This is a genomic window from Streptomyces sp. HNM0645 (assembly GCF_030056615.1).
In the GTDB taxonomy this organism is placed as follows: domain Bacteria; phylum Actinomycetota; class Actinomycetes; order Streptomycetales; family Streptomycetaceae; genus Streptomyces; species Streptomyces marianii.
Genome location: NZ_JASHLT010000001.1, coordinates 177,802 through 200,969, shown reverse-complemented (window position 1 = coordinate 200,969; position 23,168 = coordinate 177,802). Strand labels below are relative to the sequence as shown.

Sequence of the window (23,168 nt, the reverse complement as noted above, 5' to 3'; positions counted from 1 at the left end):
ACTCCCGGGTGCACGGGCCGCGACCACGCCCCCTGCGCGGCGCGGGTGGCATGTGGAGGGGGCCCGCTTGGATCGCGAGGACTCGGGGTACCCGCGTTCCATGCCGGCCTTCCACCGAGACGGAGCACCGCGGTCCGCCGCGCACTCGCTCCCGCAGTCGTTCGCGCGTGCCGTGTCCCGCGTCGTGTCCGTCCCCGAGGGGTTGCCGCAGCGCACACCGCGCGCCCGGCGGGTCGCCTCGACCCTCACCGGGTGGGACCGCGGGGTCCTCCACGCGGTCGCGGCCCGCCACTGGCCGGGGGCCGACCCGGTGCTACCGAGGCTCAGCAGGGCCGCCGACCACGGGCTCCTGTGGTTCGGCACGGCCGTCGGGATGGCCGTCCTCGGGCGCGGCGCACGGTCGCGGCGGGCCGCTGTGCGCGGTGCGGCCTCGCTGGCGCTCGCCTCCGCGACGATCAACACCGTGGCCAAGCGGTCGGTGCGCAGGTCACGCCCGCTGCTCGACGCCGTGCCGCTCGTCAGGCAGCTGAAGCGGCAGCCGTTCACCACGTCCTTCCCCTCCGGGCACTCGGCGTCGGCGGCGGCGTTCGCCACGGGAGTGGCGATGGAGTCGAAGGGCTGGGGTGCCGTGGTGGCGCCGGTCGCGGCCGCGGTCGCCCTGTCCCGCGTCTACACCGGGGTCCACTACCCGAGCGACGTCCTCGTGGGGGCTGCGCTCGGGGTCGGAGCGGCGTTCGCGGTGCGCGGGCTGGTACCGACCCGGGACCAGCTGCCGCCGCCGGGACGGCCGCACACCCGGGCGCCCCGGCTGCCGGCCGGCAAGGACCTCGTCGTGGTCGCCAACCGCTCCTCCGGCTCCGGGACCGGACCGCTGGGCGCGCTGGCCGCCGGGGACGACGCCACGGCCCTGGTCCGCGACGCGCTGCCGCTGGCGCGGATCGTCGAGTGCGCTCCGGAGGAGATCGAGAGCGCCCTGGAGGAGGCGGCCAGGAGCGGCTGCCGGGCCCTCGGCGTGCTGGGCGGCGACGGCACCGTGAACCGCGCCGCGAGCACCGCGGTCCGGCACGGGCTGCCGCTCGCCGTCTTCCCCGGAGGGACCCTGAACCACTTCGCGTACGACCTCGGTCTGGAGACCGTGCACGACACGTGCGAGGCGCTGACGTCGGGTGATGCCGTACGCGTCGACCTGGGCCGGTTCACCCCGGGGCCCGACGGCGCGTGCGAGGGACACTTCGTCAACACCTTCTCCCTCGGCGTGTACCCGGAGATGGTGCGCATCCGGGAGCGGTGGTCGCCCCGGATCGGCGGCTGGCCCGCCGGTGTGCTGGCCGCGCTGCGGACCCTGCGCGGCGAGCACCCGCTGGAGGCGGAGATCGCCGGGCGCAGGAGGCCGCTGTGGCTGCTGTTCGCCGGAAACGGGAGCTACCAGCGCGTCGGCCCGACACCCGGGCGCCGCTACGACCTCGCCGACGGACTGCTCGACGTCCGGGCGGTGCACGGCGGCCGGTTCCCGGGCATGCGGCTGCTCGCCGCGGCGCTCGCGGGTCCGCTGAGCCGGTCCCCGTTCCACGCGGCCGGCCGGCTGCGGAAGCTGCGCATCTCCGGCCTGGCGCCGGGATCGCTGCTCGCGTACGACGGCGAGATCGCCGGGGCACCGACGAACCTGACGGTGGACAAGCTGACGGAGGCACTGGTCGTCTACCGTCCCTCGCCGGCCTCACCGCTGCTCTGATCGGTTCCGGGCCCGGATCTGCACTTCTGCGCCGACGGCTCCCGGGCCCCGGCCCGTCCGGGGGCCCGGCGCCCGTTCAGCTCAGGTTCGCCGCGACCGTCGGGCCGTTCGCATCCGTCCATATAGCAAGACGCATGTCTCATCATCCGGATAGTCGGCGTACGGTGGGCTTACCACGTCCCGAGAGAGGTGCGGCCGCATGCCGAAGGAGACCGCCGTCTACACACACGGCCACCACGAGTCGGTGCTGCGCTCGCACCGCTGGCGCACGGCGGCCAACTCGGCCGCGTACCTCATCCCCGAACTGCGGCCCGGTGCCGACGTGCTGGACGTCGGCTGCGGCCCCGGCACGATCACGGCCGATCTGGCGGCCCTGGTCTCCCCCGGCACGGTCACCGCGGTCGACGCCGCGCCGGACGTCCTGGAGCGGGCTCGAGGGGAGGCACGGGCACGCGGGCTGGACAATGTCCGCTTCACGGCCGCCGACGTCCACGCACTGGACTTCCCCGACGGCTCCTTCGACGTCGTCCACGCCCACCAGGTGCTGCAGCACGTGGGCGACCCGGTGGCGGCGCTCCGCGAGATGCGGCGGGTGTGCAGGCCGGGCGGAGCCGTCGCCGTCCGCGACAGCGACTACGGCGCTTTCGCCTGGTTCCCCGAAGTCCCGGCGCTGGACACCTGGCTGGGGCTGTACCGCCGCGTGGCCCGGGCCAACGGCGGGGAACCGGACGCCGGTCGCAGGCTCTGCTCGTGGGCACGCACCGCCGGCTTCACCGACGTCACGACGACCGCCTCCGCCTGGTGCTTCGCCACCCCGGACGAACGGGCGTGGTGGAGCGGTCTGTGGGCGGACCGTACGACGGCCTCGGCCTATGCGGCGCTCGCCGTCGAGGGCGGCCACGCCCGCCCGGACGAACTCGACGACATCGCCGCGGCCTGGCGCGCGTGGGGCCGGGCGGACGACGGCTGGTTCATGGTCCCGCACGGCGAGCTGATCTGCCGGGCGCCCTGACGCGTACTCAACAGCGGCCCGCCGAACCGTCCGAACGGCGGCAGCGCGGCCCTCGACCGCCGTCCGCGCCTCGCGCGACGGCCGTTCGTACCCAGCGCTGCCGGAGTGCTGCCACCACCCGCCGTCCACGCCTCGCGCGACGGCCGTGCCCCGCGGCGGTACACACGACCACTGCCGCGCGGCGGGAATCGATCTCGTGGCCTACGGGCGCCAACTACCCTCGCCGGTATGGAGATCCTCGGAACCACGCTGCGTATCTGCGTCGACGACCTGGAGGCCGCGACCGGCTTCTACGAACGCCTCACCGGCACGCCTGCGCTCCGCTTCGAGCGCGGCGGGGTGTCGGTGGCGGCGGTGGGCTGCTTCCTGCTGATGAGCGGTCCCGAGTCGGAGCTGGAGATCCTCCGCAAGGTGTCCGCGACCATCGCGGTCGAGGACGTGGGCACGGCGTACGCAACGCTCAGCGAGGTCGGCGCCAAGGTGGTGGCGGGGCCGGTACCGACGCCGGTGGGCCGCAATCTCATCGCGGTCCACCCGGACGGGTCGGTGTTCGAGTACGCCGACCGGAAGCCCGCCGTCGAGGACGCCGGCGCGCCGGGCCACTGAGGTCCTGCCAGGTCCGGCAGGACCCGGCGCGGGATGCCGAGGCCCCGGCACCCCCGCCTGCCGTGCCACGGTCCGCACCGCCGGCGGCGGGGCTGGCGTCCGGCGCCGCCACGGCCTCCCCATTGCCGCCGGCCCGGGCCACGCGAGTTGGTGGCGGCCGGGCACGGTGCCGGGCGCAGGCGGGCGCAGGCCGGGACGGACCCGAGGAACGGGAGGGAGGGTCGATCACGACGGTGTTCCGCGTGCGGCCGGCCCGCGCGGCCCCGGCGTTCCGGCTCCGACACCGTTCGAGCGCTGAGCGCGCGCAGGCTGCCGCGTCATGCACGGGCCCGTTCCAGCCCGCGCACGACGCGTCCGACATATTGTCCGGATGCATCACCCGAATGGCTGGTTTAGGGTGAAAACGCCTGTGCTCGTGAGCAAGCGATTCGCGCCCCGCCGTAGGCGCCGCGGCGCGAGCCGTGTGTCCGGGCCGTACGCCCGGGGCAGTCAGGCGCCGGGGCTCGGCGCTTCGCCGGAACGGTCCGGTCCGGGCGGTCCGCCCGAAGGACGTGCCCTCCCGAGCGGGCGGGCCCCTGGGCGCCGCGAGCGCAGTCCCCCGCAACCAATCACGGAGGTACCGCATGTCATGGCCGATACGCACCCGCACGGGCGGCAACCGCGCAGGTCGGGGTCGTCCCGACCCTGACCCTGCGGTGCGCGCCGGTGCGGCACGTGTCCGTACGGCCGTCCGTGCCCGTACCGCGGCCCGTGCCCGGGCACGGGCTCTGGGTACCCTGGCCGTGGTGGCCCTCGCCGCGCCGGTGGTGTCGGCCACCCCCGCCGCGGCGGCGCCGCCCCCGCCGTGCCTGACCTCGGACCTGTCGCTGTCCTGGGCACCCGGCGGCACGGCCGTCTCCGGCGGCGCGGAGCCCGGCAGCAGCCGGACCGCCGTCGTCGCCCTGCGGAACGCGGGGGGCGCCACCTGTCTGCTGGACGGGTTTCCGAAGGTGACGCTCGCCCAGGGAGCCACGACGGAGAACCTCGTGGACCAGCGGTCGCTGTCCCACTCGACCGTCACCCTCGCTCCCGGGGCGAGCGCCCGGTTCACCCTCACGTTCCAGCAGGGTCAGTCCGGCGAGGACGGGGTGGTCGAACCGGTCACCGCGATCGTGACCCCGCCGAACAACACGGCGTCCACGAACATGCGCTGGCGCTGGGGTCCGGTCGCCGAGCAGGAGTCGGCCAACCCGCCGCGCAACTTCGTGGGTCCCGTGGTGGCCGCCTGAGTCCCCCTCAGCCCCTGAGCCCCCGTCGCCACGGGGGTACGGGGGCTCAGGTCCGCCCTGCGCCAGCCCACCGTTCTCCAGGCACCGACCAGAATGCGGCGCGCTCCGCCGAGCGCGGCGTCACCCGGGCACCGGGGGCGGCGCCCTCGGCCGCGGACGGCCTTCCCGGCCCCGCCGCCGTGACGGAGGGGCCGGACACCGGCAGCGTGGTGGGCACCGGTCCGGCGCCAAAGCCGCCCCCTCCACCACAAGGAAATCACCCTCGTCCGCCGTCGGCATGACGTCGCGCACCGCGGCCACCCGTACCGTGAACGGGGCGCCCACCGGGCCGTTCTCGATCGGAGCGGCACCGAGGCGTTCGGCGACCCGCGGGAGGCGACGGCCGGAAGCCCACGGCCCGTGTCGCGCAGGTCCCCGGACGCGAACGCGCCGATGAGGGTGAGGAGAACGCTCTCACACCGGACTTGACGGGATCGTGACCGGAATCCGGTGCGTCCGCACCGGATTCCGCGTCCTGGCGGGCCGGTGGGGTGCGGGCCGGGAGGTGCGTGTCGGCCGGGGCCGATCGGGATCGGCGGGCCGGGCGGCGTGCGGGCCCGGCCCGTTCGGGACCGGCAGGCCGTCGTGCATGCTCCTTCCGGCAGTCAGTACCTCTTCCCGGCGCCGGTGACCGCTCGTGGAACACGGAGTTCCGTCTCGGCGGTGATGGCCCAGCGCTCGTGGTCGCGCCAGGCACCGTCGATGAACAGGAAGTCCGGGGAGAAGCCCTCCAGCCGGAAGCCCAGCCGCCGCACCAGGGCGATGGATGCCTGGTTGCGGGGCTGGATGTTGGCTTCGAGCCGGTGCAGTCCGAGCGGCCCGAAGGCACGGCGGACGACGAGCCCGAGGCCCTCCGTCATCAGTCCGCGGCCCGCGGCGTGGGCGAACGCGCCGTAACCGAGAGCGCCGCTGAGGAAGGCGCCCTCCACGATGTTGTTGATGTTGATGAATCCGGCGATCCGGCCGTCCGCTCGATCGCACACGAGGTAGCCGGCCCTGGTCGGGTCCTCGAGGAGCCTGCGGGCGTAGGCGAGGTAGTCGGCCTCCGTCCGGGGCGGGAAGAGCCAGGGCCGGTGGAGCAGGGTGCTCTCCCCGGCGAGCGCGGTGTACTGCGCCGCGTCGTCGAGGCGGTAGTGGCGTATGAACGTCCTCGGGCCGACGGCGACCGCCTCGGCGGGAGCATCGGAACCACCGGGGACCTCGGAGCCCGAGAGTGCCCGGGGGCCCGCCGTGGCCCCGGGGCCGGAGGCGGTGGTGGTGTCGCGTGCGTCCGGAGGGGGACTTGGTGCCGGGGACATGGCGCCAGGCTAACCAAGTCCCCGGTCATCGCCTGCGGCGGTGGAAGAGGTAGGCACCGCAGAGACCGCCGACGACCCATGTCCCCAGCAGGGCCAGGAACAGGGGGATCGTGACCTCGGGGATCAGCAGCCTGATCTCGACTTCCTTGGTGTTCTCGAAGATGAAGACCAGGGTGAGGACCGCGACCACCAGGGCGGCGATCCTTCCAGGGGTGAGTCTGCCGCGGAGGCCCTCACCGCCGTGCCCGCCGCTGCCCCTGGCCCCGGTCGTCGCGTTCTTGCGGCTCATGGGACCAGGATGGACGGATCCCGGTCCCATGAGGCGCGCGGAGTGGGCCGTACGGGTGAACCGTCCGGCGCCCGGGCAGCGTCCTCAGTGGTGGCTGAGCACCGGCCGGGGCCGCTCTTCGAACCGCTCGCCGCGCTCCCCCACCGCGTCCGCCGGTTCCGGGCGCCGGATCAGCAGGGCGGTGACCACGCCGACGGCGAGGAGGGCGAGCGCGGCGAACATGGCGTTGCGGTAGCCCGCCTCCGTGACCCCGTTCGCGTCGCTCCCCGCGGTGATCATGGCGGAGGCGAGGGCGATGCCGAGCGAGGCCCCGATCCCGAAGCAGGCGCCGTTGAGGCCGGAGAGTGAGCCGGGCTTGTCCCTGGGAGCGGTGGTGACGGCGAGGCCGTTGAGGCCGGTGAGCATGAAACCGCCGTACGTCACCCCGAGCGCGGCCAGCGCGGCGACCAGGAACCATTCGTTGTGCAGGAAGACGGTGGCGAAGACGAAGATCGTGAAGTTGGCGATCGCGCCGGTGACGACGACCCTCCGCCAGCCGAGCCTCGGACCGATGCGGCCGGTCAGCGGGGCGGAGACGACACCGATCAGCTGGATCGGAGTGAGGAAGAGCACGGCGGCGGTGACCGCCGACAGCCCGAGGCCGACCCCGGGGTCCTGGGCGAAGAGCGGGATGGTGAGGGCGATCGCGCCGAAGGCACCTCCGAGCGTGCAGATCGTGGTGATCAGCAGCGGCCAGGCGCGGCGGGAGGCCAGGACCTCGATGTCGATCACCGGGTCGGCGGCGGACCTCTGCGAGACGACGAAGAAGACGAGAGAGGCGACACCGCCGAGCAGGAAGCCGAGGGTGAGCGGCGAGTTCCAGCCCCAGGCGCTGCCCTGGGCGAGGCCGACGAGCACGCCGGTGAGGCCGAGGGAGAGAGCCGCGATGCCGCGCGAGTCGAAGCTGCCGACGGTGCTCGCGGGCGGAGTCTCGGGCACGTAGCGGTGGACGCCGAGCAGGCCCGCGACGGCGATCAGCGCGGAGCAGACGAAGATGCCGCGGAATCCGATGGTGTCGGCGATCTGGCCGCCGGCGACGGCGTCGACGCCCGCGAGGCCGCCGTTGACTGCGGTGATGATGCCGGCCGCCTTGCCGAAGCCGGCAGGGCTGAGCAACTGGTTCAGGGTGAGGAACGCGAGGGTGAACATGGCGGCCGAGACACCCTGCAGGATCCTCCCCGCGATGAATACCTCGATGTTCGGGGCGAGGACGCAGAGCACATCGCCGACGATCAGCACGATCGCGCAGAGGATCATCATCGGCTTGCGGCCCCGGCGGTCGCTGAGACGCGCCAGGGTGACCTGACCGATCGCGGCCATCAGGAAGAACAGCGTCTGGGAGAGGCCCGCGGCGGCCGTCGTGGTGCCGAGACGCTCGATGACGTCCGGGAGGGCGGGACTCAGCATCGTGGCGTTGATCTGGTAGCCGAGCACAGCCAGCACCATGGCCGCCAGCATGGCGCGGCGGCCCGCCAGGTTGGAGTCGGACCCGGATCGCGTCCGGCCGGGCGTGGATGACATGTCGGCCCCTTCGCCATGGAGGTCAGTTCTCGAGATCCACCGATGTGCTCATCGATACGACGGCAGCCCAAACAGGGCCTTGCAGATCTTGTCTGACAAGTGCCGCTGGAACAGATTGGAATCTACGGGCGTAGAACGTCAAGGCCCGCTGGCTGTGAACTACGGTGGTCGGCAGGATGCGGGGTGGGCCAGGACCCTGGCACACCAGGTGAAACACGGGCCGGCCCGGCGACATCCGCCGGCGGCCCCGTCACGGCCCCGGCCGCGACGGGACGAGCGGGCCCGGATTCGCAGCCTGACAAGTGAGCCGAGGAGGGGCCGTGGCGGTCAGCGGAGAGCAGCGGAGGCCGGTCGTCGTCCTGTACGAGCGGATCGCGGACGCCATCCACGAGGGAACCTATCCGCCGGGATGCACCCTGCCCTCCGAGCCGCGGCTGGCCGCCGAGCTCGGCGTGAGCAGGCCCGCCCTGCGCGAGGCCCTCCTGCTCCTGCAGGAGGACGGACTGCTGACGGTACGGCGCGGAGTGGGCAGGACCGTCAACGACAGCCCACCGCGCCGGGGCTTCGAGCACGTCCGGCCGCTGGAGGAACAACTCTCGGCGGGTACGCCGCCCCTGCGGGTGAGAGCGCTGCTGCGCACGGTCGAGGAACCGACCGACTTCACCACCCAGCACCTGCTCGCCCCCGCCCGGGCCGAGCTGCGGTTCTGGGAGTCGCTGCTGTCGGGCGAGGGCAGCGCGGCAGCGCTCAGCCAGGAGTGGGCGGCGGCCGACGACGTCCTGGAGCGGGCGCATCCGGCATTCGCCCGGGCCCTGGGGGAGGCGGGGGACGCCATCGGAACGTCGATGCTCGCGGTACTGACCGGGGCCTCCCGGGGAGTGACGCTGACCGCGCACTCGGGCATCACGGCGACGCTCCTCGGCCGGCGCCGGGGGGCCCAGCTGAACCGCCCGGCCGACACCCCCGCCGTACTGGTCACCCAGGTCGTACGTTCCGCCGACGTCCCGATCCTGGCCGCCAAGCACATGCTGCCGACGGGCGCCCCGGCACTCCCCGTCCTCCAGTCGAACTGACAGCGGTCGGCCGGCGACCGCCACTCCCGGCTTCCCGCGCCGGACACGACCGGCGAGCCCGCACCGCAGGCGGACGTCCCCGACCCGGGCGGCGAGCGCGGGGGCCGGACGCATCCGGTCGCGGCGTGGCGTACACTCCCGCTGCATGCACTTGTCTGACAACTCCGCCGCAGAGTCGCCCGCCGCCCCCGCCCCCGTCGCCGGCTGGATCCGCCGCGCGCCGAAGGCCGTTCTCCACGACCATCTGGACGGCGGTCTGCGCCCCGCCACGATCATCGAGCTGGCCAGGGAGTGCGGCTACGGCGATCTTCCCACCGACGACCCCGACGCACTCGCCGTCTGGTTCCGCGATGCCGCGGACTCGGGTTCGCTGGAGCGCTACCTCGAGACCTTCGCCCACACCTGCGCGGTGATGCAGACCCGCGACGCCCTCTTCCGGGTCGCTGCGGAGTGCGCCGAGGACCTGGCCGCGGACGGCGTCGTGTACGCCGAGGTGCGCTACGCCCCCGAGCAGCACCAGGTGCGCGGGCTGAGCCTCGACGAGGTCGTGGACGCGGTCAACGAGGGTCTCCGTGAGGGCGAGCGGCGGGCGGGCGGCCGTATCACCGTCCGGGCCCTGCTCACCGGCATGCGGCACACTCGGCGTTCGCTGGAGATAGCCGAGCTGACGGTCGCCCACCGGGACCGCGGTGTCGCCGGTTTCGACATAGCGGGCGGTGAGATCGGCAACCCGCCCGCGAACCACCTGGCCGCGTTCCAGCACCTGAAGCGGCACAACTGCCACTTCACCATCCACGCCGGCGAGGCCGTCGGCGCGGAGTCCATCCACGAGGCGGTCCAGGTCTGCGGTGCCGAGCGCATCGGCCACGGTGTGCGGATCACCGACGACATCCAGCTCCACGACGACGGCACGGCGACACTCGGCCATCTCGCCGCCTACGTCCGCGACAACCGCATCGCGCTGGAGGTCTGCCCGACGTCGAATCTGCAGACCGGTGCCGCGAAGGACTACGCGACGCATCCGATCGACCTGCTGCGCCGTCTGGGCTTCCGGGTGACGCTCAACACCGACAACCGTCTGGTCTCCGGCACCACCATGAGCCGCGAGTTCCAGCACATGGCCGACGCGTTCGGCTATGGTCCCGAGGTCTTCGAGCGGTTCACCGTCGCGGCCGTCGAGTCCGCTTTCCTGCCCCTCCCGGAGCGCCGCCGCATCATCGACGAGGTGATCCGGCCGGGTTACTCGGCGCTCGGCCGACCGTGACGCGCCGTCGGTGCGCATCCGGTCCGGGAGGTGTCCGCGAGGTGTCTGCGCGTCCGTCACGGGGCCGCGCAGGCATCGGTCCGGGCTCCCCCGGGTCCGGCGCGGCCCGGCGACGTCCTCCTCCGTCAGCTCAGCGCCGGCACCTCCAGCGTCAGCGTCCCCGCGTCGGCGTCGAGTAGCGCCGGCAGCCCGAGGGGCACGGTGAGGTTGCCCGGGCCGTGCCCGAAGCCCAGTTCCTCGACGACCGGTACACCGAGTCCGGACAGCCGGTCCAGCAGGAGCGCCCGGACCTCCTCGTAGGGTCCGCAGTCCTCCCAGGAGCCGAGGACGACACCCGCCACTCCGTCCAGCCAGCCGGAGCGCAGCAGCTGGGTGAGGATCCGGTCCAGGCGGTACGCCTCCTCCCCCACGTCCTCGATCAGCAGCAGGCCGCCGCGTGCCGATGGCCGTGCGTGCGGGGTGCCGAGGTCGGCGGCGAGCACGCTGACGCAGCCACCGAGGGTGATGCCGCGCGCGCGTCCCGGGACAAGCGCAGCCCCGCCCGTGCCCGGGCCGAGGGCCATCACCGACTCGGGCTCGAACAGCGTGGCGCGCAGCGACTCCTGGCCGGCGGTGTCCTTGGGGAAGTTCGCCGTGGCCGGCATGGGACCGTGCAGGGTGGACAGCCCGGTGCGGACCGCGAAGGCCTCGTGGAGCGCGGTCACGTCGCTGTAGCCGACGAAGACCTTCGGCCCGGCCGCGCGTATCGCGGCCCAGTCGACGAGGTCCACCATGCGCTGTGCGCCGTAGCCGCCGCGGGCGCAGATCACGGCGGAGACGGACGGATCGCACCATGCCTGCTCCAGGTCCCGGGCACGGTCCTCGTCCCTGCCCGCGAGATACCCGAGATCCGGGCTCTCGTCGAGGACATGGGGCATGACGACCGGGTCCAGGTCCCAGTCGCGCAGGATGTCCAGGCCCGTTTCAAGGGTGTCGGCAGGGACGGGACCGCTCGTGGCGACGACGGCGACCCTGGCCCCGGGGGTGAGGCGAGCGGGCCGGGTGAGGGCGGTCGGGCCCACCGCGCCGGAGTGCCGGTGCATGACGTTCACTTCTTCAGCTCGAGCGGGGGGACGTCGGTGCGCCGGATGCCGAAGGTCTGGGCGTACAGCGAGAGTTCGGCTTCCAGAGCTCGGATCATGGTCTCCGCGCGGCGGAAGCCGTGGCCCTCTCCTTCGAAGGCGATGTATGCGTGCGGTATGCCGCGTCCCGCCATCTGGGCGAGGAAACGCTCGCTCTGGACGGGCGGGCAGATCGGGTCGTCCAGCCCCTGGAGCAGCAGGAAAGGCACGGAGATCCGGTCGACGTGCTCGATCGGCGACCGCTCCCGATAGCGCCCGGGCACCTCGGCGAGCGGACCGACCAGTGACTCCAGGTACTGCGACTCGAAGTCGTGGGTCTCGTCGGTGGCCCAGCCCATCAGGTCCAGGATGGGATAGATGATCGTGCCACAGGCGTACACATCCGTGCCGGTGAGCGATGCCGCGGTGGTCCAGCCTCCGGCGCTGCCGCCGCGGATGGCGAGCCGGTCCGGGTCGGCGGTGCCCTCCGATGCGAGGGCCTCGGCGACCGCCGCGCAGTCCTCCACGTCGACGACGCCCCACTGCTCGCGCAGCCGGTCGCGGTACTCGCGGCCGTATCCGGTGGAGCCGCCGTAGTTGACCTCGGCGACGCCGATGCCGCGCGAGGTGAAGTAGGCGATCTCCAGGTCGAGGACGGGCGGCGCGTGTCCGGTCGGTCCGCCGTGCGCCCAGACCACGAACGGGGGCAGTTCGTCATCGGGGGCGACCCGGTCCGGGTTGTGGGGCGGGTAGATGTGTGCGTGGATCTCGCGGTTGTCCGGACCGGTGAAAGTGCGGATCTGGGGTTCGGGGTAGTACGCGGGGTCCACGGCGTCGGCGTGCGCCGCGCCGATGACACGGGTCCGGCCGGTACGGGTGTCGAGCTCTACGACCTCGTAGCCGGTGCGGGGGCTGGCCGCCACGCCGACGACCCTGGTGCCGTGCGCCGCGAGCGTCGGAGCCCACTCCGTCCAGGGCCCCGCCGCGTCGACCAGTTCGCCGGTCTCCGGGTCGAGTATCCCGAGAGCCGTGGACCCCTTGCCGTGGATGACCGCGATCAGTCCGCTGTCGAGCGGCTGGAACCACTGCAGGCCGATCTTCCACAGCGGACCGCCGAACTCCTCGTTCCGGCCCTCGCACAGTCCGGTCGCGGTGGGCTCGGCACCGGTGAGGGCGTCCGGCCGGATACGGCGCAGCTCCCACCAGTTGCCCGGGTCGGAGACGAGCAGCAGCGAACCGTCCGGGGCCCAGTCGACCTGGGCGACCGACTCGTCGGGGCCGCCGGCGACGCAGCGCACCGCGGTGAACGGTCCCGTACGGGAGACCTCGCCGACCATGGCCTCGGTGCCGTCCCACGGCATGCGCGGATGGTTCCAGGCGATCCACGCCACCCGGCTCCCGTCCGGGGAGAGCCGGGGGCCGGTCACGAACCGGTGCCGGTCGTCGGTCAGTTCCCGTACGACCGCACGGTCCTCCGCCGCGGAACCGTCCAGCGGCACGGCCGCGACGACGCGCCGCACGTCGGTGGGGGCGTCGCCGGTGAACTCCTCCAGCACACACCAGACCTCACCCCGGTCCAGCAGCACCACCGGGTCGACCCAGCGCAGTCCGCCTCCGACCCCGGACACCGGAGTGAGCGGCCGCGGCTCACCTCCGCCATCCGGTTCGAACACGTACAGCCGCTGATCGGAGTGGTGGACGAAGACGACGAGCGGGCCGTCCCCGGACCGGGCGGCGGCTGCCCATGGCCGGCCACCGTACTCGATGACCCTGCTGCGCACGTTCCAGGGGGCGGGCAGGACGGACTCCTCGGCGCCGCCCGCTCTCCGGCGCATCAGTGCCCGGCGCCCGCCCTCGGCGGGGCGCGGCGCGGTCCACCACACCTCCTCCCCGACGACGCCGGCGAAATCGGGACGGCCGTCGTGCGAGGCCGCGAGCGCGGCGTCGATCGGCGACGGCCAAGTGCCGTAGGCCCCCATGGGTACCATGCCAACCCCCCTTATGCGGACTTCAGATAGTGGTCGAGGACGCGGACGCCGAAGTGCAGGGCTTCGACGGGGACCCGCTCGTCGACTCCGTGGAACATCGCCGCGTAGTCGTAGCCCTCGGGCAGCTTCAGCGGTGAGAAGCCGTAGCCGGTGATGCCGAGGCGCGAGAACTGCTTGGCGTCGGTGCCGCCGGACATGCAGAACGGGACGACGTGCCCCTCGGGATCGAAGCGCTCGATCGCCGCGCGCAGCTTGGCGAAGGTCGGGGAGTCGACGGGCGCCTGCAGGGCGACCTCCCGGTGGTGGAACTCCCAGTCGACGTCGGGTCCGGTGAGCCGGTCGAGTGTCTCCCGGAACTCCTCCTCGCCGCCGGGCACCATCCGCCCGTCGACGAAGGCGCGTGCGCGGCCGGGGATCACGTTGACCTTGTAACCGGCGTCCAGCATCGTCGGGTTGCTGCTGTTGCGCACGACCGGTTCGACCAGCGCGGCGGCGCGGCCGAGCTTGGCCATCAGGGCGTCCACGTCGAAGTCCGGCGCGTCGAGGTCGGCGGTGATCCCCTGCAGGGCCGCCAGCTCCGACAGGGCCGCGCGCACGGTCGGGGTGAGCCTGACCGGCCACTCGTACGCACCGATCCTGCCGATCGCCGCGGCCAGCCGCGTGACGGCGTTGGAGCGGTTGACCTTGGAGCCGTGGCCCGCCCTGCCGTGTGCGGTGAGCTGCAGCCAGGCGGTGCCGCGCTCACCGGCGCCGACCGGGTACAGCGCCATTCCGGGACCGGCGTGGAAGGTGAACGCGCCGGATTCGCTGATGCCTTCCGTGCAGCCCTCGAAGAGTCCGGCGTGCTGGTCGGCGAGGAAGCCCGCCCCGTCCTCCGCGCTGGCCTCCTCGTCGGCCGTGTAGGCGATGACGATGTCCCGGCGCGGCCGGATGCCCGCGCGGTGCCAGGCCCGCACGACGGACAGGACCATCGCGTCCATGTTCTTCATGTCGACCGCGCCGCGCCCCCAGACGACGCCGTCGCGGACCTCGCCGGAGAACGGGTGGACGGTCCAGTCGGCCGGCTCGGCCGGGACCACGTCGAGATGCCCGTGGACGAGGAGGGCGTCGGCGGAGGGGTCGGTGCCCTCGATCCTGGCGACCACGTTCGTACGGCCGGGAGTGCGCTCCAGCATGACGGGCTCGAGGCCGGCGGCTGCGAGCCGCTCCGCCACGTACTCCCCGGCGGGGCGCTCACGGCAGTCGCCGCCGCCGCGGTTGGTGGTGTCGATGCGGATGAGCTCGGACGTGAAGCTCACCACCTCGTCGAGGGCGGTGTCGTCGACGGGTGCGGCCTTTGTCATGTCGAGGGACCTGTCCCTGTGCGGTGTGTCGGATGGTGCGGTGGGCTCGGTGGTCCGGGTGGGGCAGCGGGTCACGTCAGCCATACTGCTCCTCCACCGCGGCGGAGACGATCGTCGTGACGGCCTTGAACGTGCGAATGGCCTCATACATGGTCTCGCTGGTGTAGACGGTGCGGCGCTCGCCACTGCGGGCCGTCCCCGGCACGACGGTGGCGGCCGCGGCGAGGTGCTCCGCGTCGAACTCCAGCTCCACGGTGAACGGTCCGCCCCGGACCGGCTCGTGGCGGACGGCGAGGGCCGTGGCCTCCTTGGCGGCGGCGCGGATGTCCGCGGCCGTGCGGGTGGGCGTGCGGCACACCGCGGCGTACCGCGAGACATGGTCCTTGACCGCGACCTTCCGGGCCTCCGGCGCATATCCCAGGGCGTCCTCACAGGTGAGGTCGTCGCCGGTGACGAGGATCACCGGGACCCCGTACTCCGCGACCACGTGCGCGTTGAGCAGGCCCTCGCTCGCCCGGGTGCCGTTCAGCCACACGCCTGTGATCGAGTTCGCCAGATAGGTGTGCGCGAGGACGCCCTCGGCACCGGCGCCCGTGTGATAACCGACGAAGGCGACACCGTCCACGTCGCCGTGCTGAACGCCTTCCACCATGGACAGCGACTTGTGCCGCCCTGTCAGCATCTCGGCACGGTCGTCCAGGCGCTCCAGCAGAAGGTTCCGCATGCTCCAGTGCGCTTCGTTGATGAGCACCTCATCGGCGCCGCCGTCGAGGAAGCCGAGCACCGCCGCGTTCACGTCCGAGGTGAAGAGGGACCGGCAGCGCTCCCACTGGGGCGTGCCCGGCAGCACGTCGGCCGGCCAGGTGACACCAGTGGCGCCCTCCATGTCGGCACTGATGAGGATCTTCATGCCAGGAACCGTACGCGCCGCCCGCCGCGTCGACCACCCCTGTGGATAACTCCCGGCGGTTCAGGCCGATGAAGTCCCTCGTTCCGGCCTCCGACCAGCCTCTTCACCGTCTGCACGGCCGGCTCGGGCCGCCTCGTCGCGCCTTCCCGGGAGGGCATTCACCCGGCGCCGCCGGGTACGAAGGACCGGCACCTGGGCACGCCCCGTTCGGGCGTCGCCGGCATCCGGTCGGGGCGGTCGAACTCGATGACGGGGCAGCCCAGTTCCCGTACCCGGCCGACGATCCCACCGGGATCCCGGACGCCCGCGCCGGGCAGGACCGCGGCGAGCCGGCGGACCAGTTCGCCGGAGCCGGGAAGTTCGGCGTGCGGGGCGAACCCGGGCGCGACGCGTCCCCCGCCGGGCGCGTCGCCGGAGCCGAACCGCCCGGCGTCCGCCGCCAGGACGAGGAGCCGCTCCGGTCCCGGGTCCGGGAGGGGGTAGGCCCACCACAGCACGTCGATCCGCTCCTCCCGAGGCCGGGCTCCGCCCGCGCCGAGCCGGGCACGCCCCGCCACCGGACAGAAGACGTGCGTCCCGGACGGGGCGCCCGGTTCGGCGCGGCGACCGCCGCGGCCCCACGGCAGGGGCGAAGGGGATGAAAGGGACGGCAGGGAGGGCGCGAACGCCGAAGCCCCCGGGGACAACGAGGACGGCGCGGCGTCGGCCGCCGTCAGGGCGCCGCTGACGGGCAGCAGGTCCGCGGCGGACCGGCCGACGGCCGTCCCCTCGTCGTGGCCGAACAGCGCCCGCGCGCCCTCGGACCAGTGCGAGACACGGCCGGCGCCGTCGACGAGGACCACGGCCAGGCCGGCCGGGCCGACCGCCGCCGACCGCCGCCCCAGGGCCGGCGGAACGCCACCGTCCATGGCTGACAGGCTCCTTCCCGGACGCGGGATCCACGACAAGTGACTCAACAGTAGGCCCCCGCGAGTGCGGCCCGCCGGTCATCGCGCGAATCGGCCGGGCACCCGCGCGCCGCGAGCCGGGACAGCGCGATCCACACCTCCGCCCGAACCGGTTCCGCCGCGTCCGCACGGGGCCCGGAACTCCGCCGTTTCCGGGCGCCCGGGCGGTTCCGGGCCCCCAACGACCCCGGCCGTCCGCCGCTTCCGGCCCCGGACCCGAGCGGTCGGCATGCGAAGCCCTTCGAGGGTTGACGCAGGAGTCCGCATCGGGCCGCGTCGGGAACATCCGGTTCCCGGCGTTCCGGGGGACGCCCCGGCGTTGGCCGCCACGTCGACCGTGCTGCGGCGGCCATCCGTGGCCTGTCGAAGCAGGACCCCGAAGCGCTCTCCGCGCCCACCGCTCCCGCGGACCGGAAGGACTCCCACCATGCCATGATACTAATACCGGTATAAGTATTGGACAGCTCGGACGGCAGGGAGACGCACACATGGTGGAGATCAAGACGGACACGGCGCTGGAGGCGATGAGAGAAGCCGGACGCGTCGTGGCCCACGCGCTTGCGGCCGCCCGCGGCGCGGCAGCCGTGGGGGTCCGCCTGTGCGAGCTCGACGAAGCCGCCCGCACCGTCCTCGGCGAGGCCGGTGCACGTTCTCCGTTCCTGGGCTACCAGCCCTCCTTCGCCCCGACCCCCTTCCCCGCCGTGATCTGCGCGTCCGTCAACGACGCCGTCTCGCACGGCATCCCCGGCGGCTACCGCCTGCGCGACGGCGACCTGGTCGGCATCGACTGCGGAGCCGAACTCGACGGCTGGACCGGCGACGCCGCGATCAGCTTCACCGTCGGCACCCCCCGCCCCTCCGACCTCGAACTCATCGCCGCCACCCGGCAGGCCCTGGACGCCGGCATCGCCGCCGCCACCGTCGGCCACCGGATCGGAGACATCTCCCATGCCATCAGCACGGTCGCCCGCAAGGCAGGCTGCGGCATGCCGGCCGACTTCGGCGGCCACGGCATCGGCCGCCGGATGCACGAAGACCCCCACGTCCCCAACCACGGACGACCCGGCCGCGGCTTCCCCCTGCGCCACGGCCTCACCCTCGCCGTCGAACCCATGCTCATGGCCGGAGGACACAACGCCTACTGCACCGACCCCGACGGATGGACCCTGCGCACGATCGACGGCAGCCGGGCCGCCCACATCGAGCACACCATCGCCATCACCGAGGACGGCCCGCGCATCCTCACCCTGCCGTGACCTCCGATCCGCCGACACTCCTCGGGAACGGCTCCCGACACTCGACGAGCGCCACAACGCCACGGCACGGCCGTTCCCCTCCGCCGGCTCCGGTCAGGAGTGGACCGGCGACCTCCGGTCAGGAGTGCGGGTCCTCGTGCCCCAGCTGGAGTTCGCGCTCCGTGCGTCCCCCGGCCGCGACCTGCAGCACCGTCGCCACGGGCGGATAGCCCGCGGCGATGACGGTGTACTCGCCGGACGACAGATCGACGAAGCGGAAGCTCCCCTCGGGACCCGTGGTGAGCGTGTCGACGACGTTCCCCGCCGCGTCGAGCAGGGTCACCCGCGCGTCCTCCACGGGCCGCCCGCCGCCCGCGCGCACCGTGCCGCGCAGGACCGCGCCGCCGGCGAGTTCGATGTCCTGGCGGGTCTCCCGGGACGCCTGGACGCTCACGGGCAGTGCGGCCGGGCGGAAGGCCGGTGCGCTCGCCGCGAGGGTGTACTCCCCCGCCACCAGGTCGCCGATCACATAGCCGCCCTCCCGGCCGCTGCGGGTGGACGCGACGACCTCGCCGCGCACATCGGTCAGCGTCACCGCCGCGTCGCGCACGGGGCTTCCGTCGGCGGTGACCACACTTCCGGCGAGCCGTCCGGCACCGCCGAGGACGACGTCCAGGTCGACCGGCCGCTCGCCGACGGTGACGGACACGGCCTGCGGCTGATGCCCGCCGGCCGCGGCGATGAGGACGTACGAGCCGGGTCCGGGGACGCTGAGGGCGTACCGTCCGTCCTCGCCGCTCGCCCCGCGTCCGATCTGCTGCCCCCGGACGTCGATGAGGGTGAGCGCGGCGCGGGGCACGGTGCTGCCGTCGAGGTGCTGGACCGTGCCGCAGACGGGAACTCCCGCGCTGGGGGCCGCCGGCGCGGGTGCCGGGGCGGCGGGCGCCGTGCGGGCGTGGGGCACGGACATGGGTTCGGCGGCCGTGGGGGCGTTGTGGGTCACCAACGGTTTCTCCTTGAGGAAGAAGGCGAGGATCAGACCGAGGACGAGCACCGGCACGAGGTAGAGGAAGATCCGCGGCATCGCGTCGGCGTACGCCTGGACGTAGCCGTCCCTCAGGGCGGGCGGCATCGCGTGCACGAGCTGCGGGGTGATGACCTGTACCTCGGGCATGCCCTCGGGGGGCGTGGGGATGCGGCCGGCGAGGGCGGCGGCGAGCCGGTCGGCGAAGAGGGTGCCGAAGACGGCCGCGCCGACGCTGCCGCCGATCTGGCGGAAGTAGTTGCTGGCGCTGGTGGCGGTACCGAGGTCGGCGGGCGGCACGGAGTTCTGCACCGCCAGGACCAGCACCGGCAGCACCAGTCCCACACCGACGCCGAGGACCGCCTGCCACACCGAGTACGTGAACCGGGAGGTTTCGGTCCCCAGTCCGGACAGCAGCCACATGCCGACGGCCGCGAGGGCGGTACCGGCCACGGGATGGGACTTGTAGTGACCGGTGCGGCTGATGAGGTGGCCCGACACGATCGAGGCGACGACGATGCCGCCCATCATGGGCAGCATCAGCAGGCCGGACTCGGTGGCGCTGGCACCGTCGACCATCTGCAGGAACGTGGGCAGATATCCGGCCGCGCCGAAGAGGGCGACGCCGACCACGGCCCCCACGAGACCGGTGACGTTGAAGACCGGGTCGCGGAACAGCCGCAGAGGGATCACGGGTTCGGGAGCATGGTGCTCGACGGCGAGGAAGAGCAGGGTCGTTCCGGCGGCGCCCGCGGCCAGGGCGAGGATGACGCGCGAGTCCCAGGCGTACTCGGTCCCTCCCCAACTGGTCAGCAGGACGAGGCAGGTGGACGCCGCGGCCAGGCACACGGCGCCGAGGACATCGAAACGGCCCCTCGCCTGCGGCTTGGGGAGCTTCAGCACGACGGCCACCACGACGAGGGTGACGAGGCCGAACGGAACGTTGAAGTAGAAGCACCAGCGCCAGGACACGTGATCGGTGAAGAAGCCGCCGAGCAGCGGCCCGGCGACCGAGGCGAGCCCGAAGGCGGCGCCGATGAGGCCCATGAACCGGCCGCGTTCCCTGGCGGGGACGATGTCGGCGATGATCGCCTGGACGCCGATGATCAGCCCGCCGGCGCCGGCGCCCTGGACGGCCCGGAAGGCGATGAGTTCGTCCATCGTCCGGGACCAGCCCGCGAGGGCGGAGCCGGCGACGAACACGACGATGGCGAACTGGAAGACGCCCTTGCGGCCGTAGAGGTCACCGAGTTTTCCGTAGACCGGCAGTCCGATGGTGGCCGTGAGCAGGTAGGCGGTGATCGCCCAGGACATGCGCTCCAGACCCTGGAGTTCACCCACGATCTTCGGCAGTGCCGTGGCGACGATCATCTGCTCCAGAGCGGCGAGCAGCAGGGCGAGCAGCAGACCGAAGAACACGAGCCGGACCCGCCGGGGGCTGAGCGCGGCAGCGTCCCCGGCTCCGGCGGCGGGGGGTCCGGGACGACCGGTCGTCCCGGTGGTCTGCCCGTCCTTCACCAGAGTGGTCCCGCCCACGTACTGCTCCCCTCGTCGCGGCTGCGCGGCGTCATTCTTCGCATTGCACGCCAAGACGGATCAAGCGGGGCGCTTGCAACGAGGAGGGGGCGCAGGGCGGGCGGACGGGGAACCGGGGGCGCACAGCAGTCGCCCATCAGGCGCTTCTCTGTGCACCTGGTACGCCGGGGGCCTCACGGAACCACGGGGAAAACCACTCGAAACGGTGACCCTTACGGGGGCGCGGCGGAAGGGAGTTCACCTCCGGACCGGGTGAAGGGCCGTCCGGATCCACCTCTTCGGGGGAGAGGCTCCGCCCCGAGCGCGACGCCGCCCTCCGCCCGAGAGGATCACCGCCCGAGAGGATCAGCGCTCAAGTCGAGCGGCGATCCAGATGCTCACTTCCCGACTTCGGCGGCGAGGTTCGCGAGCACCTCGTCGTAGATCCGGGCCAGACCCTTGGGCGCGAAGGTGCGCTCGAAGAATCCGCCGATGCCACCCGCGCCGTTCCAAACGGTGGTGACCACGACCCGCGAGCGGCCCTCCCCGGCCGGCGTCACGGTCCAGGTGGTGACCATCGAGGAGTTGCGGTCCTTCTCGACGAGCTGGCCGTCGGTCGGTTCGGTCACCTCGAGGAGGCAGTCACGGACGCGCTTGCTGGTGGCCTGGAGCTTCCAGTGGACGAGGGTGCCCTCGCCGTCACCTCCCTCGCGCACCTGGTACTCGCTGAAGTGCCCGGGCAGGAGCTTCGCACGGGTGTCCTTGTAGTCGGCCAGGGCGTCGAACACGGCCTCCGCGCCCCCCGCGACGATCCGTTCCGTCGTGGCCTCGACCTGCGCCATCGCTTCTCCTTCAGCGCTCGTTCCCTTGCAGTGGCACCAAGCCAACCACCTCCGCCCCGGCCGCCCAAATTCGGGGTTGCGGCAATTAAGGGAACGCGTGTTCTATTCTATGGTCAGCGCTACCGAGGAGGCGCCCATGCGCTGGGACAATCTCGCCGAGAACGCCCTGAACGCCACGGACCCTGACGGTCCCGCCCTGCCCGGGAGCAGCGCGCTTTTCGGTACGGACGCCGTGACCACCCGGACCTTCGACACACCGGAGTTCCGGGGGATGACCTTCCACGAGGTGCGGGCCCGCTCCGTCCTGAACCGGGTGCCCGGAGCCTCCCGAATGCCGTTCGAGTGGACGGTGAACCCCTACCGCGGGTGCACACACGCATGCGTGTACTTCACTGCATGATCCTATTGAGCCCGGGAGGGCCGATGCTCAGCACTCCGAACGCGGACAAGGCCTGGAAAGGCATGACGAGGTCCTTCCCGACCCCGGAGGCGCCAGGCCGGTATGCAGCGCCGAACAAGGCGGAGAGGACGGCTTACGCCGTGCTGCTGCATGCACCGTCCGCGCGCTCAGGCGGCGCCGACGCGAGTCAGTGGCTGCTACTGCGCGACCGCACAGCGAAGCGCCTGTAACCGACGCACCAGCAGCAGCCACACTTCAGGAACGCGTCAGTCGCCCAGGACGCCGTCGAGGTAGTCCTGCACCGGCCCGTACAGACCGCGCTGGGCATGCTCAGCGCGGCGGAGTACGAACTCCACACCCCACCGGTAGCCTGAAACCCGGGCGATCACGGCAAGCCCGGACCCCATGGCATTGCGCATGCTCTACCTGGTCTTCCTCCGACTCGTCGGACTGCTCCTGCTGCTCTCCCGCTCGCAGCAGACCAAGGACGCCGAGCTGCTCGCGCTGCGCCACGAGAACGCGCTGCTGCGCCGCCGGCTCGGCGCCCGGCCACACCTCACCTGGCCGGACCGCGCAGTGCTCGCCGCCCTCGCCCGACACCTACCCTCCCGGCTGCGCCGACACCGCCTGTTCACACCCGCCACCCTGCTCACCTGGCACCGGCGACTACTGCGCTGGAAGTGGAAGCAGGAACCAGCACGGACCGGCCGCCCGCCGACCTCCGAGAAACTCACCACCCTGATCCTGCGCCTGGCCCGCGAGAACCCGACCTGGGGCTCAACCCGTATCCAGGGCGAGCTGCGACGCCTGGGCCACCGCGTCGGCGCCTCCACCATCCGACGCATCCTGCGCAGCGCGGGCCTCGGCCCCGCACCCAGACGAAGCCGCGGCGCCCCGACCTGGCGCGAGTTCGTACGCACCCAGGCCTCCGGCCTGCTCGCCGCCGACTTCTTCCACGCGGGCACCGCCACGCTGACCAGGCTGTACGCCTTCGTGGTCATGGAGGTCGGCACCCCGCACCGTGCACATCCTCGGCGTCACCGCCCACCCGACCGCAGCCTGGGCCACCCAGCCCTCGAGGAACCTCCTCGCCAACCTCATCCGTGATCATGTCGAGGCCGTCGGCAGCACACGTCTCCGTCAGATGAGCGGCGAACCCCTTCCAGCCGGCTCGCCTACGGGTGGCTGACCCGTGAGAGGCGGGAGCTGATGCGGGAGTGGGTCGTCCCGCTGCACGAAGCCCTCCACCGTACGTGCTGGTGAAGAAGGCCGCCTTCAAGGACCCAAGGCGCGCGAGCCGGTGGCCCGGGCCCCGGAGTCCGCGCCGGTACAGGGCGGAGCGGCGGTGGGCGATGCGGAGGGTGGTGCGGCCCTCCATGACCTGCCTCAACGCCTCGTGGATCTCGTGCTCGACGCGGACGTCCACCGCCGAGCCTGCGCGCCCAGCCCGTCCCGCCCGCTATGGGCGCCTCCCCTTGTTGCGCTGCTACGCCGGTGACCTCCTGGTTGTGGTCCTCAGGAAGCCACCAACGCGGGGGCGGCGGATTTCATCCCGCCGCGATGATCAGGTGATCACCGAGGTGATGATCAAGGTCCCGCCCGGGTTTCACCTGCAAAGGAAGGTTTCGAACTCGTTACCAAAGGATTTCGAACAACCTCTTGCGCATCGGCGGGCCAGGGGTCGATATTCATCCAACGCAACCGGATCAACTCGTGTTGACAA

The 23,168-nt window shown here is 72.7% G+C and carries 18 protein-coding genes and 1 pseudogene; 9 read left to right on the top strand and 10 right to left on the bottom strand.

Going from position 1 to position 23,168, the window contains the following annotated elements:
- The first annotated feature begins 100 nt into the window (after positions 1–100).
- The 4 genes from QMZ92_RS00880 (at position 101) to QMZ92_RS00865 (ending at position 4,618) form a co-directional block, all read left to right on the top strand.
- Complete coding sequence (locus QMZ92_RS00880) at positions 101–1,732, top strand: bifunctional phosphatase PAP2/diacylglycerol kinase family protein (RefSeq protein ID WP_283295261.1); 1,632 nt, start codon at positions 101–103, stop codon at positions 1,730–1,732.
- 199 nt (positions 1,733–1,931) lie between these two features.
- The gene (locus tag QMZ92_RS00875) at positions 1,932–2,744 is read left to right on the top strand and encodes a class I SAM-dependent methyltransferase (RefSeq protein WP_283295260.1); all 813 of its coding nucleotides are present in this window, start codon (positions 1,932–1,934) and stop codon (positions 2,742–2,744) included.
- 228 nt (positions 2,745–2,972) lie between these two features.
- Positions 2,973–3,350 carry a VOC family protein gene (locus tag QMZ92_RS00870; protein ID WP_283295259.1) on the top strand — a complete coding sequence of 126 codons (378 nt, stop codon included), beginning with the start codon at positions 2,973–2,975 and terminating at the stop codon, positions 3,348–3,350.
- Positions 3,351–4,135: 785 nt separating this feature from the next.
- Complete coding sequence (locus QMZ92_RS00865) at positions 4,136–4,618, top strand: DUF4232 domain-containing protein (protein ID WP_283295258.1); 483 nt, start codon at positions 4,136–4,138, stop codon at positions 4,616–4,618.
- Between the two features lie 644 nt (positions 4,619–5,262).
- Here QMZ92_RS00865 and QMZ92_RS00860 read toward each other — a convergent pair.
- The 3 genes from QMZ92_RS00860 to QMZ92_RS00850 form a co-directional block, all read right to left on the bottom strand.
- The gene (locus tag QMZ92_RS00860) at positions 5,263–5,955 is read right to left on the bottom strand and encodes a GNAT family N-acetyltransferase (RefSeq protein ID WP_283295257.1); all 693 of its coding nucleotides are present in this window, start codon (positions 5,953–5,955) and stop codon (positions 5,263–5,265) included.
- A gap of 25 nt (positions 5,956–5,980) precedes the next feature.
- Positions 5,981–6,244 (bottom strand): LapA family protein, encoded by a 264-nt coding sequence (locus QMZ92_RS00855; RefSeq protein WP_283295256.1) that lies wholly within the window; start codon positions 6,242–6,244, stop codon positions 5,981–5,983.
- A gap of 84 nt (positions 6,245–6,328) precedes the next feature.
- Positions 6,329–7,804: an MFS transporter gene (locus QMZ92_RS00850; protein WP_283295255.1), complete on the bottom strand. Its 1,476-nt coding sequence runs from the start codon at positions 7,802–7,804 to the stop codon at positions 6,329–6,331.
- Between the two features lie 320 nt (positions 7,805–8,124).
- On the opposite strand from QMZ92_RS00850, the gene QMZ92_RS00845 reads away from it, so the two are divergent.
- Together QMZ92_RS00845 and QMZ92_RS00840 are read left to right on the top strand one after the other, a co-directional pair.
- Positions 8,125–8,877: a GntR family transcriptional regulator gene (locus QMZ92_RS00845; RefSeq protein ID WP_283295254.1), complete on the top strand. Its 753-nt coding sequence runs from the start codon at positions 8,125–8,127 to the stop codon at positions 8,875–8,877.
- A 145-nt stretch (positions 8,878–9,022) separates the two neighbouring features.
- A complete protein-coding gene (locus QMZ92_RS00840) occupies positions 9,023–10,141 on the top strand; it encodes an adenosine deaminase (protein ID WP_283295253.1) in 1,119 nt (372 codons plus the stop codon).
- Positions 10,142–10,266: 125 nt separating this feature from the next.
- Here QMZ92_RS00840 and QMZ92_RS00835 read toward each other — a convergent pair whose 3' ends face one another.
- The 5 genes from QMZ92_RS00835 to QMZ92_RS00815 all read right to left on the bottom strand — a co-directional run bounded on the left by QMZ92_RS00835 (position 10,267) and on the right by QMZ92_RS00815 (position 16,390).
- Positions 10,267–11,223 carry a S66 peptidase family protein gene (locus QMZ92_RS00835; RefSeq protein WP_283295252.1) on the bottom strand — a complete coding sequence of 319 codons (957 nt, stop codon included), beginning with the start codon at positions 11,221–11,223 and terminating at the stop codon, positions 10,267–10,269.
- A gap of 5 nt (positions 11,224–11,228) precedes the next feature.
- Positions 11,229–13,229, bottom strand: a complete 2,001-nt coding sequence (locus QMZ92_RS00830; protein WP_283295251.1) for an LpqB family beta-propeller domain-containing protein — start codon at positions 13,227–13,229, stop codon at positions 11,229–11,231.
- 11 nt (positions 13,230–13,240) lie between these two features.
- Positions 13,241–14,572 carry a M20/M25/M40 family metallo-hydrolase gene (locus QMZ92_RS00825; RefSeq protein WP_283295317.1) on the bottom strand — a complete coding sequence of 444 codons (1,332 nt, stop codon included), beginning with the start codon at positions 14,570–14,572 and terminating at the stop codon, positions 13,241–13,243.
- Positions 14,573–14,648: 76 nt separating this feature from the next.
- Complete coding sequence (locus QMZ92_RS00820; RefSeq protein WP_283295250.1) at positions 14,649–15,482, bottom strand: M55 family metallopeptidase; 834 nt, start codon at positions 15,480–15,482, stop codon at positions 14,649–14,651.
- A gap of 158 nt (positions 15,483–15,640) precedes the next feature.
- Positions 15,641–16,390 carry a hypothetical protein gene (locus QMZ92_RS00815; RefSeq protein WP_283295249.1) on the bottom strand — a complete coding sequence of 250 codons (750 nt, stop codon included), beginning with the start codon at positions 16,388–16,390 and terminating at the stop codon, positions 15,641–15,643.
- Positions 16,391–16,917: 527 nt separating this feature from the next.
- Here QMZ92_RS00815 and map point away from each other — a divergent pair.
- A complete protein-coding gene (gene map, locus QMZ92_RS00810; RefSeq protein WP_283295248.1) occupies positions 16,918–17,685 on the top strand; it encodes a type I methionyl aminopeptidase in 768 nt (255 codons plus the stop codon).
- A 118-nt stretch (positions 17,686–17,803) separates the two neighbouring features.
- On the opposite strand, the gene QMZ92_RS00805 is transcribed toward map, so the two are convergent.
- Together QMZ92_RS00805 and QMZ92_RS00800 are read right to left on the bottom strand one after the other, a co-directional pair.
- The gene (locus tag QMZ92_RS00805) at positions 17,804–20,224 is read right to left on the bottom strand and encodes an MFS transporter (RefSeq protein ID WP_283295247.1); all 2,421 of its coding nucleotides are present in this window, start codon (positions 20,222–20,224) and stop codon (positions 17,804–17,806) included.
- 377 nt (positions 20,225–20,601) lie between these two features.
- Positions 20,602–21,045, bottom strand: a complete 444-nt coding sequence (locus tag QMZ92_RS00800) for an SRPBCC family protein (protein WP_283295246.1) — start codon at positions 21,043–21,045, stop codon at positions 20,602–20,604.
- Between the two features lie 136 nt (positions 21,046–21,181).
- Here QMZ92_RS00800 and QMZ92_RS00795 point away from each other — a divergent pair.
- Together QMZ92_RS00795 and QMZ92_RS00790 are read left to right on the top strand one after the other, a co-directional pair.
- A pseudogene (locus QMZ92_RS00795) lies at positions 21,182–21,433 on the top strand (Rv2578c family radical SAM protein); the annotation flags it as partial.
- Between the two features lie 417 nt (positions 21,434–21,850).
- Entirely contained in the window at positions 21,851–22,552 is a 702-nt protein-coding gene (locus QMZ92_RS00790; protein WP_283295245.1) for an IS3 family transposase, read from the top strand.
- The last annotated feature ends 616 nt before the right edge of the window (positions 22,553–23,168 follow it).

Coding starts and splice junctions, on each gene's coding strand:
- QMZ92_RS00880 (WP_283295261.1), top strand. CDS start 101: ATGCCGGCCTTCCACCGAGACGGAGCACCGCGGTCCGCCGCGCACTCG.
- QMZ92_RS00790 (WP_283295245.1), top strand. CDS start 21,851: ATGGCATTGCGCATGCTCTACCTGGTCTTCCTCCGACTCGTCGGACTG.
- QMZ92_RS00855 (WP_283295256.1), bottom strand. CDS start 6,244: ATGAGCCGCAAGAACGCGACGACCGGGGCCAGGGGCAGCGGCGGGCAC.
- QMZ92_RS00850 (WP_283295255.1), bottom strand. CDS start 7,804: ATGTCATCCACGCCCGGCCGGACGCGATCCGGGTCCGACTCCAACCTG.
- QMZ92_RS00825 (WP_283295317.1), bottom strand. CDS start 14,572: ATGACAAAGGCCGCACCCGTCGACGACACCGCCCTCGACGAGGTGGTG.
- map (WP_283295248.1), top strand. CDS start 16,918: ATGGTGGAGATCAAGACGGACACGGCGCTGGAGGCGATGAGAGAAGCC.
- QMZ92_RS00800 (WP_283295246.1), bottom strand. CDS start 21,045: ATGGCGCAGGTCGAGGCCACGACGGAACGGATCGTCGCGGGGGGCGCG.
- QMZ92_RS00815 (WP_283295249.1), bottom strand. CDS start 16,390: ATGGACGGTGGCGTTCCGCCGGCCCTGGGGCGGCGGTCGGCGGCGGTC.
- QMZ92_RS00875 (WP_283295260.1), top strand. CDS start 1,932: ATGCCGAAGGAGACCGCCGTCTACACACACGGCCACCACGAGTCGGTG.
- QMZ92_RS00870 (WP_283295259.1), top strand. CDS start 2,973: ATGGAGATCCTCGGAACCACGCTGCGTATCTGCGTCGACGACCTGGAG.
- QMZ92_RS00835 (WP_283295252.1), bottom strand. CDS start 11,223: ATGCACCGGCACTCCGGCGCGGTGGGCCCGACCGCCCTCACCCGGCCC.
- QMZ92_RS00820 (WP_283295250.1), bottom strand. CDS start 15,482: ATGAAGATCCTCATCAGTGCCGACATGGAGGGCGCCACTGGTGTCACC.
- QMZ92_RS00840 (WP_283295253.1), top strand. CDS start 9,023: ATGCACTTGTCTGACAACTCCGCCGCAGAGTCGCCCGCCGCCCCCGCC.
- QMZ92_RS00860 (WP_283295257.1), bottom strand. CDS start 5,955: ATGTCCCCGGCACCAAGTCCCCCTCCGGACGCACGCGACACCACCACC.
- QMZ92_RS00830 (WP_283295251.1), bottom strand. CDS start 13,229: ATGGTACCCATGGGGGCCTACGGCACTTGGCCGTCGCCGATCGACGCC.